This window comes from Sporosarcina trichiuri (assembly GCF_030406775.1).
GTDB lineage: Bacteria > Bacillota > Bacilli > Bacillales_A > Planococcaceae > Sporosarcina > Sporosarcina trichiuri.
Map to the genome: position 1 here is coordinate 1,173,168 of NZ_CP129119.1, position 12,012 is coordinate 1,185,179.

A 12,012-nucleotide genomic window follows, 5' to 3' on the forward strand; every position below is an offset into this window, starting at 1 on the left:
TATTCATTCATCTTGCTATTGTCAAAATATATTGGATGGCTGATAATAGCACTAGTGCTTTTTGAAGGAAGGTGATCGAATGTTCAAAGACATCAAACTGAAAAACATATTCTTCATCATACTCGGTTCTGCAATCTTCAGTTTCGGTCTGGTGCATTTCAATATCCAGAACGAACTGGCAGAAGGCGGATTTACAGGGATTACGCTCATTCTGTTCTTTGCCTTCAAATGGGACCCGGCTGTCATGAACCTTGTGCTCAACATTCCGATGTTCATCATCGGCTGGCGGATGCTCGGAAGACGGATCTTCATCTACACACTTGTCGGGACAGTTGCGGTGTCCCTGTTCTTGCGGGTGTTCATGAAGTATCAGATCGACATCCATCTGAAAGATGATATGTTCCTCGTCGCCCTGTTTGCCGGTATCTTCGTCGGTGTCGGACTCGGCATCATTTTCCGCTTCGGCGGCACGACGGGCGGTGTCGATATACTCGCCAGGCTCGCCCAAGTCCATTGGGGATGGAGTATCGGGAAGACGATGTTCATGTTCGACGCGGCGGTCATCCTCGTGTCGTGGTTCGTCTACTTGGATCACCGGTCCGTCATGTATACGCTCGTTGCCCTGTTCGTCGGCGCCCGCGTCATCGATTTTGTGCAGGAAGGGGCGTATGCTGCCAGAGGTGCGTTCATCATTTCCGATCATCAGGATGCGATCGCCACCCGGATTGCGCTCGAGATGGACCGCGGCGTGACAGTATTCAAAGGATACGGCCACTTCACGAAAGCGGACCGTAACATCTTATACTGTGTCATTGCGAAGAACGAAATCATGCGGGTGAAGACTATCATCACATCGATTGACCCGCACGCATTCGTCTCTGTCATGGACGTCCATGATGTCATGGGCGAAGGGTTTACGCTGGACGATCAGAAACAGCCGATTCCGCGATAACGGAAAAAAACGCCTTATGCTGCGCTTTACTTGGCAGCATAAGGCGTTTTGCTTTATTCTCAGTCCCTGTTCAGGAAGATCGAAAGAAGGCGCACGAGTTCCAACACGGCTACAGCCGCTGCAGCAACGTAGGTCATGGCAGCTGCACTGAGCACTTTCTTGGCATGCGGTTCTTCTTCGTTCCGGATAATCCCGAGCTCGACGATTTGTGTCATCGCCCGGCTGGAGGCATTGAACTCGACCGGCAGCGTGACGATCTGGAACACGACGCCGACCGCCATCATGATGATCCCGATGCCGAGCAGACTGTTCATGCTCGAAAAGATCAGACCTGCCATGATGAAGAACCAGCTGGCGTTCGATGTCAGACCGGCGACAGGAGCAAGCCGGTGACGGAAACGGAGTGCCGCATAGGCTTCCTTGTCCTGGATGGCATGACCGACTTCGTGCGCAGCGACGGCTGTACCGGCGACAGACGCATTGTGATAATTATCGCTCGATAATGCGACGATTTTCGTGACAGGATTGTAATGGTCACTCAGAACTCCAGGTGTCTCGACCACCTTCACGTCCTGCAGTCCGTTATGGTCAAGAATGAGACGGGCTACTTGCGCACCTGTCATACCGGAAGTCGAACGGACTTTTGAATACTTGTTATACGTACTTTTCACTTTGAATTGTGCATACAAAGGCAGCAAAATGATAATGCCCAAATATACTAGATAATTCAATCATCCCTCACCCTTTCTCTGCTTCTATTTTATATGGCCTGCCCGATGGCCCGCAACTTTTAGACACCAGGGTCCAGCCGCTCTGTTACAACTTTATGACGGCTCTTCCAATTCCATACGACCAGACCGATACATGCAGCCGACAGCCAGAACGTGAAATAGCCGATGTTGGCCGCATACTCCATGAGATCTCCATAGATCGGCATCTGGCCGAACACATAATCGATCACATCATTGTGCAGTGTCCAAATGGCAGCCAGAACGATGGACACCCAGCCGAACCGGTAATTGCGCCAATAGAGGACAGCCTGAAGCGCCATCGCGCCGTGTGAGATGACGAGCATCCAGCCGGCCGCCCCGATGCTGCCGGTTTCCTCGAGCGTCCATAGGTTCATGACAACTGCCCATATACCGTATTTCACGAGCGTCAGGAGAGCGAGTGATTCGAACAGCCTGAAATTCGTGCGGAGAATCCAGCCGATCAGGACAAAGCAGAAGAACAGGCTGGCAGTGGGACTGTCGGGCACAAAAATCCAGAACCTCGGCTCTGTGATCTCAAGCTGCCACATATACCAGTCATAGCCGTACACCGTCCCGATAATATTGATGAAAAGAAGGATCCAAAGGAATGCCTGATGATTCAGGATGTACCGGATCCAAATTCGTGCCTGCTGCAAACGTATCACCCCAGCTGTGGAAAATTTAAAAGGAGTTACGAAAAAAAAGGAGTCAGTTTCCTGACTCCTTTTCCATTATTCGTTTCCGAGATTGGAAATGAATTCTGCCATCGTTTTCAAATCTTCATCAGAACCGTCCCATTGGTTCGGCGGCATTGTGCCGATCCCTTCATGGGCGATCTTTTCAATCTCTTCAGGTTTGAGGCCTGTGTCCGTCAGCGGAAGACCCAATCCGCCTTGGAACTGATCGCCGTGACAGCCGATACATGTCGAACCTTGGTAAATTTGATATCCTTCAGCACTCTCGTCAAAATTGACCTCTTCAACGATCTTACCCTGTGCTTCCGCTTTCACCCAGTCGTGGTTGACGACAGACTCCCATGTAAGGTAGAAGATTGCAGCGAATGCCAAAAGCATGAAGCCTGTCGGCAGAGGACGTTTCCATGGACGGCGTTCTTTCGACGTATCCATGAAAGGCACGAGCATGAGAGCACCGACAGCCAGTCCCGGAACGATGATAGCACCGACCACGTTGAATGGACCGGATGCGAACTCATACTTCAGGAGCTGGTACATGAATAGGAAATACCAGTCCGGAAGAGGGATGTACGTCGTATCTGTCGGATCCGCCTGACGCTCAAGAGGCGATGGATGTGCAAGTGTGATAATCAAATAACCGATCAGGAAGATTGCACCGACCATCCACTCTTTCAAGAGGAAGTTCGGCCAGAAGGCTTCCGTCTTCCCCGGATATTCGGAGTAGTCTTTCGGTACGTTGGGCTTACGGACCGCTTTGATACGCGAGTCCCCAACGAATTTCATGCCTTTTCCGTGTTGCATCTTGTTCCCCTCCTTAGTGAGAAATCAAGGGTCTCCGGCTTACAATGGTCCGGAAATACCTTGTCTTCTGATCATGATAAAGTGCGCTGCAAGCAAACCGAGGAGTGCTGCAGGCAGGAAGAATACGTGGATCGCAAAGAAACGTGTCAGTGTCTGTGCACCGAGTATTGTCGCATCTCCGGCAAGGAGGATCTTGATCCACTCTCCTATGAACGGAACGGAACCAGCGATCTCGATTCCTACTTTCGTAGCGAACAGAGCTTTCATATCCCATGGCAGCAGATATCCTGTGAATCCGAGACCCAGGATGACGACAAACAGAAGTACGCCGACCACCCAATTCAATTCACGAGGTTTTTTATAAGCGCCAGTAAAGAAGACACGTAGCGTGTGCAAGAACATCATGACAATAACGAGTGAAGCTCCCCAGTGGTGCATGCCGCGCACGATTTCCCCGTACGCCACCTCATTTTGGAGGTAGTAGACGGATTTCCAAGCATTTTCAATATCCGGTGTGTAATACATGGTCAAGAACATACCGGACAGGATTTGGATTACTGTGACGAAGAAGGTCAATCCTCCGAAACAATAGATGAATGCAGAAAAATGATGTGCGGGGTTTACGTGTTCGGGTACTTCATGATCGGCGATATCGCGCCAAATCGGGGTGACATCGAGCCGTTCATCGACCCAATCATAAATTTTGTTCATCAATTTGAGTGTACCCCCTGACTTATTTAACTAGTTGGTTCGGCATTGTTTTACCAATGTGGACGAATCCGTCAATAACTTCGACTTCATACTGATCCAGAGGACCGGTCGGCGGAGTGCCGGGAATGTTCTTACCGTTCTTTTCATAACGGCCGCCATGGCATGGACAGTAATATTGGTCCGGGTGTGCTTCATCCCCCGCCCAGTTCACTGTGCAGCCCAGGTGTTTACATACAGGGGACAGAGCGATGATCTTATCGCCATCTTTATAAACCCATGCTGTGTTCGAAACGTCTGATTTGTACCAAGCATCTTTCCGGTCCTTGATCGTGAAGTCGACACGCACCGGTGTCTCCGTCACTTCGTCGGCTTTCTGGTCGGTCGGCACGTAATCAGCACCTTCCGAAGATGCTAAAACAGGGTCGATCGCAAAGCGGATCATCGGCATCGCTGCGGCAGAAACCATGAATCCGCCGACACCCATTAATGTGTAGTTCAGGAATTGGCGTCTAGACACTTTGCTGCTCATCAATTTCCCTCCTCTTACTCCAAAGTCAGTCCAGCGGACATACTTTTGCTAATTGTTATTACTAGGACATATCTATAATATCCTACCGTCACATGAAATTCAATGTTGCATTTGGACACAGTTTCTGTTTGTGAACAAATATTGACTTTTTCTCAATTACATTTCACAAATTCTTCAGGTCCCCCTTCAATCAGTCCATTCGGCGGTCAGCTGCGGAAGAAGCTGTTTCAGCTGGTCTTCCATGATCGTCTGCTTGAGCCGGTCATCCATATGTTCGATAGGGATCGCCGGCAGCCACAGAACTTTCCCTTTCATCTCCAGGCTTGTCCATGCTGCGTCCGTCGTCAGATAGAACACATAGCGGAACGGAGAGGACGCCAGATCGTTCGACAGCATGCTGCCGAATGACTGCATGTCCATGGACGGGGAATACGAGAAAGGAGGTGTCACCATGACCCTACCTTTGAACTGCTGTTCCATATAGGCGGACAGGTTCATGAGGAAATCACTGCCCGACGCACTGGCTTTCATGCGTCCTTCCGCCACTTCCATCTTGATGAGCGGGATGATCGCTGTGTCTATGTATTCTTTCTGCTGCAGGAAAACATTCATATCTTCTGCGTTCCAATTCATGGTGCCACACCTTTCTAATAGAGAAGAGACTCCATCTGATCAGACGGAGTCAGTGCTCTTTCATGTCGTTCAATTCATTCAGCATGCCGGACAGCGCCAGGAACCGCTCCTCATCGTTTGCATCCAGGGCTGCATCGACCTGCTTCATCAGCGTTTCCTTGGAGGCGGTCACGGCACTTTCATGCAGCAGCTGCCGGGCAAGCTTCCGGTCGCGCTCGCTCACCTGCTGATCTTCAGGAAAGTATGGGTTCTCTTCCAGGACGCTCGCATAATGAGGTGAACTGTTGCTTTTCTGGAAATTCAGCTGGATGAACATCTTTTCGTCAGGATGCAATCGCAGATCGTGGAACGATTTTTCCGCATCTGTCGTCATCAGGCTGCCTTTGTAGAAGCGGAAAGGCACGCCGTTCGATTCAATAGCCGAAATGACCATCGCACGCGGGCAAAAATGGGCATCCTCGGTGAAGTGAACATTCTCCAAAATCTTCTCATGGCTTAATAAGTAATTCAAGATCCATACGCATTCCCGGCGCTTCAGACGATAGCGCTTCAAAAACCACCTGATGAAATCTTTTTTGGCAGCTACAGGAATCATGGCTTCCATCTTATGCCTCCTCTTCTTCCTGATCCTCAAGAAAGGACGTCCACTCGGATTGACCCGGATCCAAAGCTGTCAGTTGTCTGACGATCCGGACCGCCTCTTCACGCCTGCCTTCTTCAAGCAGGAACGAAGCGAACCGCCCGAGGAATTCCGGGTCTTCCTTCATGCCAGTGTATGCCTGTGTGTAAGAAGCATATGCCTCTCCGAACCGCTCGGCATCCTCTTCGGCATACGCCTTGAATGCTGCCAGCAACGGAATTTCAAGCTGCTCTTCAGGAGAAGCCTCCAGCAGATCGAGAAGTTCCCCGAAGGCGCCCTGCTGTTCATATAGCGACGCCAGGGAAATCCTGGCCTCTGTGTATTCAGGGTCGAGGGCCAGCGCTTCTGCAAAATGCGCTGCCGCTTCATCAGGCAGGCTGAGCTTCAGGGAAACCTTGCCGGCTGCCAGCTGCAGTTCTTTGTCATACTCGTCACGCCGTATCCCTTCGGTGAAGTATTCCAGCGCCCGGTCGTTCTCTTCCAGCATCAGGCTTGCCTGGCCGGCCAGCATATACGCAGAGAAGTAATCGGGATCCATTTCAAGCAATTCATCCAGATAGGTGAGCGCCTGCTGGGGAAGTCCGCTCTGGTAGTGGCTGTATGCTGCCCCGAACAGTGTATCCGGCATGACATCACCTTTTTGGATCAGGGCTTCATAATGCGGCAGAGCTTCTTCATAGGCGGCTCCTGCACTGAAGGCTTCCGCAATCCGGGCCTCGATCGCGAGCCCGGCCATCTCCTCCACCCCCCGTTCCTGAAGCAGGAGATACAGACGGGCGGCTTCCGCATATCTGCCGCTCCCGAGAAGCAGCTCGGCTTTGGCGAACAGGATGACAGGCTGCTCCGGAGCGAGTGATTCAGCTTCGGTGATCTTGGACAATGCGACCTCCGCCATCCCGATTGTCTGATAATAATCGGCAAGCAGGACGAGTGACTGCACATATTCCTCTTCATCCGGCCTGATATCCGAAAGCAGCAGAAGGGCTTCGTCTTCACGGCCGAGTGCCATGAAGGCTTCCGCGCGGTCGATTTTAAGCTGCCCGGCGTCCGGCATCTGGATTATCAGCGCCTCATACAAGCGGTCTGCCTGCGGAACGAGACCGACTTCCATCAGCAGGGATGCACTGTCGTAGACCATCCCGAGATCCGGATCCGACTCCAGCTGCCCCACCAGTTCTTCGACAGCCTCAAGATCACCTGTCATGATGCTTCTTTCCAGTTGCTGTATCTGTTCCATAGTTTCACCTTCCCGCGCATGTTGTATACACGACGCTGATCGTCTTTTACGTTACATCAGAGACTGCAGATCATCAAAGAATCCCGGATAGGAGACATCGATGCAGCCGGCATCCTCTATTGAGACAGGCCCGTCCGCTGCAAGAGCGGCAATTGCAGCCATCATCCCGAGCCGGTGGTCTCCGTTCGATGACAGGACGGCACCTTTCAGCTTTGCCGGCCCTTTGATGATCATGCCGTCGGGCGTCGGCTCGATATCCGCACCAAGTTTCCGGAGTTCGGTACAGACCGCTTCGATCCGGTCGGTCTCTTTGACACGGAGTTCTCCTGCATCCCTGATGACAGTCGTCCCTTCCGCTTGCGTCGCCAAGAGAGCAATGACAGGGAGTTCATCGATCAGCCGCGGAATGAGGTCCCCACCGATTTCCACAGCTTTCAGTCCGCCTGCACTCACAGTTATGTCGCCGTACGGCTCGCCTGCAGCATCGGGATCCGGATTCTGCACAACATCCGCTCCCATGCCGATCAGCACATCGACGATGCCTGTACGGGTCGGATTGAGACCGACTCCCCTGAACGTAACCGAACTGCCCGGCACCATGGCGGCTGCACACATGAAGAAAGCGGCGGATGAAATATCACCCGGCACTTTAACCGAAGCCGCCGTAAGCCGCTGACCGCCCTCGATTGCCACGTTTCCATCCTCTGCAATGACTGCAGCGCCAAACTGCTCAAGCATCCGTTCCGTGTGATCGCGGGATACCGTTTTTTCCTTCACGGTGGTTGTGCCTGCCGCCGAGACGCCCGCGAGCAGGATAGCCGATTTCACTTGTGCACTTGCGACCGGCATCTCATACTGGATGCCCTGCAGCTGTCTTCCTTCCACAGTCAGCGGAAGGGTGCCCCCGCCTCCTTCATAGTCGAAAGCGGCACCCATCGCAGCCAGCGGATCCGTCACCCGTCTCATCGGACGCTTGCACAAATACCGGTCACCCGTGACGGTCGCCGTGACCGATGAGCCTGCCAGAATTCCGAGCAGCAGTCTCGCTGTCGTGCCTGAATTGCCTGCATCCAGAGGGAGGGAAGATGATTTCCATCCCGCCATCCCCGGACTTTTCACCGTCACATCTGTCCCCTCCCGTTCGATCACTGCACCGAGCCGGGAGAATATGCTGATTGTCGACAGGCAGTCTTCCCCTGCTAAAAACCCGCTGATCGTGGTCGTGCCTTCCGCCATCCCGCCGAGCATGACTGCACGATGGGAGATCGATTTGTCTCCCGGGACACGCAGCTCCCCTTTCAGCGGGCCGCCGTGGAATGAGACTTCGTGTATATCCATTTTCTCCATTATAAGCACCCCCGTCAAAGTATTTGCATGGAATAATCCGTTTCACTGCCAAGTGCGTCATAGGCCTGGTTCCGCTCTCTCGCAGAGCGGAAACTGATAACCAGGATCCCGTATACATCCGTACGCGTTTCAACGATCCGGATGTTCGTCAGGCTGATTTCATGAGATGCCAGAATGTGAGTGATCTCCGAAATGACGCCCGGATGATCCGGTACGTCGATATGCAGATCGAATTGCATGTACAGCGCACCCTGTGCGGCATTTTCAGAGACTGCCGGCAGTTCGTCCCTGTACCGTTTCGCTTCCGTGAAATACGCTTCCACTTCTTGTGGGTCGCTGTGTGCAAGCATCCGTCCCACCTGCGCCATTTCGTCTGCCCAGCGATCCAGCTGCGCGGCTAATTCGGTCCTGTTCTGTAGTGTGATATCCCGCCACATGACCGGATCTGCGGAAGCGATCCGGGTAAGATCCCGGAAACCGCCTGCGGCCAGGCGTCTGATGAACGGCCGGCTGTCTTCCTGATCCGCCAGCAGGTTGACGAGGGACGAAGCGATGATATGAGGGAAATGGCTGACAACCGCAGTCATCTTGTCATGTTCACCAGCATCCAGCACAGCCAGCTTTCCCATCGTCACAGCCAGAAGGTCCTGCAGCCGTTTCAAGTCTTCTTCAGCACATCCGGGAGGCGGCGTCAGGATGTAATAAGCGTTCTCGAACAGATGGCCGATGGCTGCTGAGATACCGCTCTTATGCGACCCTGCCATCGGATGCCCTCCGATGAAGGTGGTTCCGCTGGCCAGCAGGCCATCCGCAGCTTCCATGATCGGCAGCTTCGTGCTGCCTGTATCGGTCACGATGACCGTGTCCTTCAGTTCCCAGGAAGCCGCTTCCTGCAGCAATGCTGCAGCCGCAGAAACAGGTACGGCAAGAATTACGAAATCAGCGTCTTTTGCCGCCGCCCGGGCGGACGGAGCGACCGCATCGATGATCCCCCGGCGGTATGCCTCGTCCGCAGACTTATACGTGCGGTCGAAGCCCGTAATTGTGACGCCCTGACTGCGCTTCAGTGCCAATGCCAGTGACCCGCCGATCAGCCCGAGTCCTATGATCGATACATGTGTTGTCATCCTATTACCCTCTGTCTGTAAGTATTGCTGACAATGCGTTGAAAAAACCGTCATTCTGTTCTTCAGAACCGATTGTCACCCGGATGCGGTTCGGAGTCCCGAGGAGATTCCCGCTCCGTACGATGAACCCTTCCTTCAGCAGCAGCTCTGCCGCTTCGTCTGCATCCATCGGCACTTCCAGCAGGACGAAGTTCGCTTCCGACCGGTTGACATGCAGACCATGCTCACGCGCAAACTGTTCAAAGCGTTTTTTCTGCTCGGCGTTTTCCGTACGGCAGCGGCTGATGAATTCCTGATCCTCGAGCGCTTGTTCCGCAGCAGCAAGTGCGAGCGAGCCCGTATTGAACGGATTCCGGACTTTGTTCAGCTCCGTAATGACAGCCGGCGAACCGATTGCGTATCCGATCCGGAACGAAGCCAGGCCGTATGCTTTGGAGAAGGTGCGGAGGATGACCAGATTCGGGAACTGCCCGAGCCATCGGACCGGGTCCTTATAGGTTTTGTCAGTTATGTACTCGTAATAGGCTTCATCCAGCACGACCAAAATATCGGACGGCACTTGTTCCAGGAACTTGAAAAGCCGGTCGGACGGCAGCAGGTCACCGGTCGGATTGTTCGGTGAACAGATCCAGATCACGGACGTCGACGCGTCTGTCGCTTCCAGGAACTTATCGAGGTCATGCTGGCCATCGATAAGCGGGATTTCGCGCACGTCCGCCCCTTCTATGCGGGCATTGTGGGCATATTGGGGAAATGTCGGAGACGGCATGATCGTATTGCTCTGCGGCGTCAGCAGTGCCCTGGAGATGATGGTGATCAAATCATCGGACCCGTTCCCGAGCAGGATCATGGACTCATCAGCACCGATAAGTTTAGATAGCTTGGTCTTCAATGCCGGCCTTCCCGTCTCCGGATAGATTTCATACTGGACGAGTGCCTGTTCCAGGAAGGTTCGGACTGAAGGCGCACAGCCGTAAGGATTTTCGTTGGACGCAAGTTTTTCGATCGTGCGGATGCCATATTCCTTCTGCACATCTTCGATCGATCGCCCGGGTTTGTATGGTTTCATAGCCGACAGGGCGGTTTTCCATTTCATCTGCATTCACCTCGGTTTAGTTATTGCCCGGCAAGATCCGGTCTCAGCTTCACGGCATCATTCATGTAGACGTGCCGGATATCTTTCTGTCCGATGGATGTATTCGCGTGCATGAGCACCCGGATACAGAGCGGCATGCCGCCCGCCACGTCCATCTCGTGCATGCACATGACCGGGACATACGTCCAGCCTTCAATTGTCCGGACCGCTTTCGCCGGAAATGCCGATGTCACATCCACTGTAGTGGAAATGAGGACGGATGCGATATCATCCGGGAGCAGATTGTTCTCCTGCGCCATCTGCTTCACAAGACGAGCTGTTACCTCCAGCACCGCCTGCTCCTCATCGCACACGACTGTTGTCGCTCCCCTGATTCCTCTGACTGTCATCTGCGCATCCCCTCTCCCACCCGTTTTTGGAGTTCGGCAAAAGCTGATTCAGCCGTCTCCTCCGGCACTTGTGTGATGAATGGCTGGCCCGGCTGCTCCAGCACCACGAAAACAAGGTTGCCGTATTCCGCCTTTTTATCTTTTTTCATATATGTCAGGATCGGTTCGAATGGTATCTCCAGAATACGCTCCATCGGATATGCAGCATCCAGAGCGAAACGGATGAACCGGTCTGTCAGCAGCCTGTCCGTTTTGCCGTATGTTTCACTGAGCAGCAGGCTGTATGCCATCCCGATCATGACACATTCACCGTGACTGAGGGTTCCGTACCCGAAATGAGCCTCCACGGCATGGCCGAGTGTGTGGCCGAAATTCAGGTGCTTCCGCCGGCCGCCTTCGAAGACATCCTGTTCCACGATTTCAGTCTTGACCCTGATTCCTTTCACCAGTTCTTCCTCAAGCTCGGAAGCGGGCAGTTTCGGGAATTGGCGGTTATTCAGCAATGACTCCGTCCAGCCGGCATCCGAGATGAATGCATGCTTCAGCAATTCCGCCATACCCGACCGGATTTCCCTGTCCGGCAGCGTGGTGAATAAGTCCGTTTCGAACAGGACAGCTGCGGGCTGATGGAATGCACCGACCATATTTTTGCCTTCGGGCATATTGATGGCCGTCTTGCCGCCTACCGCACTGTCATGAGCAAGTATGGTCGTCGGACATTGCACAAATGGAATCCCTCTCATGAAGGTGGCTGCAACGAATCCGGTCAGATCACCGCAGGCTCCGCCGCCGAACGCAATAAGAAGGGAATTTCGGGTGAAATTGTTCTGCAGCAGGAACGACTGGCTCGCAAGGAAGCTGTCCGCTGATTTACAGGATTCACCGGACGGCAGCAGGCGCACCATGTAAGGGATCCCCGTGTCCTGCAGAGCTTCCTCAAGTATGTGCAAATGAAGTCCGGCAGCTGTTTCATCCGCAAATACCGCTACTTTGTCCTTGCCTGCAAACAGTTCCCGGCAGTCTCGCGGCAAAAGCCTGTAGACGTCCGTTCCGATCAGGACGTCATAGGGGGTGCCGCCTGCACGGACAGTGATCTGTTCCAT

The 12,012-nt window shown here is 53.3% G+C and carries 14 protein-coding genes; 1 reads left to right on the forward strand and 13 read right to left on the reverse strand.

Annotated elements, in window-relative coordinates; all coding sequences use genetic code 11:
• Positions 1–79: 79 nt before the first annotated feature.
• Positions 80–952, forward strand: a complete 873-nt coding sequence (locus QWT68_RS06240) for a YitT family protein (RefSeq protein ID WP_040286717.1) — start codon at positions 80–82, stop codon at positions 950–952.
• Positions 953–1,011: 59 nt separating this feature from the next.
• On the opposite strand, the gene QWT68_RS06245 is transcribed toward QWT68_RS06240, so the two are convergent.
• The 13 genes from QWT68_RS06245 to aroB all read right to left on the reverse strand — a co-directional run bounded on the left by QWT68_RS06245 (position 1,012) and on the right by aroB (position 12,012).
• A complete protein-coding gene (locus QWT68_RS06245; RefSeq protein WP_040286718.1) occupies positions 1,012–1,683 on the reverse strand; it encodes a zinc metallopeptidase in 672 nt (223 codons plus the stop codon).
• 59 nt (positions 1,684–1,742) lie between these two features.
• A complete protein-coding gene (lhaT, locus tag QWT68_RS06250) occupies positions 1,743–2,366 on the reverse strand; it encodes a lipoprotein heptaprenylglyceryl N-acetyltransferase LhaT (RefSeq protein ID WP_290150458.1) in 624 nt (207 codons plus the stop codon).
• A gap of 69 nt (positions 2,367–2,435) precedes the next feature.
• Positions 2,436–3,200, reverse strand: coding sequence for a menaquinol-cytochrome c reductase cytochrome b/c subunit (locus QWT68_RS06255; protein ID WP_040286719.1), 765 nt, complete (start codon positions 3,198–3,200; stop codon positions 2,436–2,438).
• A gap of 39 nt (positions 3,201–3,239) precedes the next feature.
• Positions 3,240–3,914, reverse strand: coding sequence for a menaquinol-cytochrome c reductase cytochrome b subunit (qcrB, locus tag QWT68_RS06260; protein WP_040286720.1), 675 nt, complete (start codon positions 3,912–3,914; stop codon positions 3,240–3,242).
• Positions 3,915–3,933: 19 nt separating this feature from the next.
• Complete coding sequence (locus QWT68_RS06265; protein ID WP_179860774.1) at positions 3,934–4,440, reverse strand: Rieske (2Fe-2S) protein; 507 nt, start codon at positions 4,438–4,440, stop codon at positions 3,934–3,936.
• A 186-nt stretch (positions 4,441–4,626) separates the two neighbouring features.
• Complete coding sequence (locus tag QWT68_RS06270; protein WP_040286722.1) at positions 4,627–5,073, reverse strand: YpiF family protein; 447 nt, start codon at positions 5,071–5,073, stop codon at positions 4,627–4,629.
• Between the two features lie 49 nt (positions 5,074–5,122).
• Complete coding sequence (locus QWT68_RS06275; protein WP_290150207.1) at positions 5,123–5,677, reverse strand: ReoY family proteolytic degradation factor; 555 nt, start codon at positions 5,675–5,677, stop codon at positions 5,123–5,125.
• Position 5,678: 1 nt separating this feature from the next.
• A complete protein-coding gene (locus QWT68_RS06280; RefSeq protein WP_290150208.1) occupies positions 5,679–6,950 on the reverse strand; it encodes a tetratricopeptide repeat protein in 1,272 nt (423 codons plus the stop codon).
• Between the two features lie 51 nt (positions 6,951–7,001).
• Complete coding sequence (gene aroA, locus QWT68_RS06285) at positions 7,002–8,288, reverse strand: 3-phosphoshikimate 1-carboxyvinyltransferase (protein WP_290150459.1); 1,287 nt, start codon at positions 8,286–8,288, stop codon at positions 7,002–7,004.
• Positions 8,289–8,311: 23 nt separating this feature from the next.
• Positions 8,312–9,424: a prephenate dehydrogenase gene (locus QWT68_RS06290; protein WP_290150209.1), complete on the reverse strand. Its 1,113-nt coding sequence runs from the start codon at positions 9,422–9,424 to the stop codon at positions 8,312–8,314.
• A 4-nt stretch (positions 9,425–9,428) separates the two neighbouring features.
• The gene (gene hisC, locus QWT68_RS06295) at positions 9,429–10,520 is read right to left on the reverse strand and encodes a histidinol-phosphate transaminase (protein ID WP_290150210.1); all 1,092 of its coding nucleotides are present in this window, start codon (positions 10,518–10,520) and stop codon (positions 9,429–9,431) included.
• A 20-nt stretch (positions 10,521–10,540) separates the two neighbouring features.
• A complete protein-coding gene (gene aroH / locus QWT68_RS06300; RefSeq protein ID WP_290150212.1) occupies positions 10,541–10,909 on the reverse strand; it encodes a chorismate mutase in 369 nt (122 codons plus the stop codon).
• Positions 10,906–12,012, reverse strand: coding sequence for a 3-dehydroquinate synthase (gene aroB, locus QWT68_RS06305; protein ID WP_290150214.1), 1,107 nt, complete (start codon positions 12,010–12,012; stop codon positions 10,906–10,908). Before aroB ends, aroH begins: the two co-directional genes overlap by 4 nt.

Bases quoted from the DNA above. Each gene is read 5' to 3' on its own strand.
- QWT68_RS06240 (WP_040286717.1), top strand. From the start codon at position 80: ATGTTCAAAGACATCAAACTGAAAAACATATTCTTCATCATACTCGGT.
- QWT68_RS06255 (WP_040286719.1), bottom strand. From the start codon at position 3,200: ATGCAACACGGAAAAGGCATGAAATTCGTTGGGGACTCGCGTATCAAA.
- QWT68_RS06265 (WP_179860774.1), bottom strand. From the start codon at position 4,440: ATGAGCAGCAAAGTGTCTAGACGCCAATTCCTGAACTACACATTAATG.
- QWT68_RS06270 (WP_040286722.1), bottom strand. From the start codon at position 5,073: ATGAATTGGAACGCAGAAGATATGAATGTTTTCCTGCAGCAGAAAGAA.
- QWT68_RS06275 (WP_290150207.1), bottom strand. From the start codon at position 5,677: ATGGAAGCCATGATTCCTGTAGCTGCCAAAAAAGATTTCATCAGGTGG.
- QWT68_RS06280 (WP_290150208.1), bottom strand. From the start codon at position 6,950: ATGGAACAGATACAGCAACTGGAAAGAAGCATCATGACAGGTGATCTT.
- aroA (WP_290150459.1), bottom strand. From the start codon at position 8,288: ATGGATATACACGAAGTCTCATTCCACGGCGGCCCGCTGAAAGGGGAG.
- QWT68_RS06290 (WP_290150209.1), bottom strand. From the start codon at position 9,424: ATGACAACACATGTATCGATCATAGGACTCGGGCTGATCGGCGGGTCA.
- hisC (WP_290150210.1), bottom strand. From the start codon at position 10,520: ATGAAATGGAAAACCGCCCTGTCGGCTATGAAACCATACAAACCCGGG.
- aroH (WP_290150212.1), bottom strand. From the start codon at position 10,909: ATGACAGTCAGAGGAATCAGGGGAGCGACAACAGTCGTGTGCGATGAG.
- aroB (WP_290150214.1), bottom strand. From the start codon at position 12,012: ATGGAACAGATCACTGTCCGTGCAGGCGGCACCCCCTATGACGTCCTG.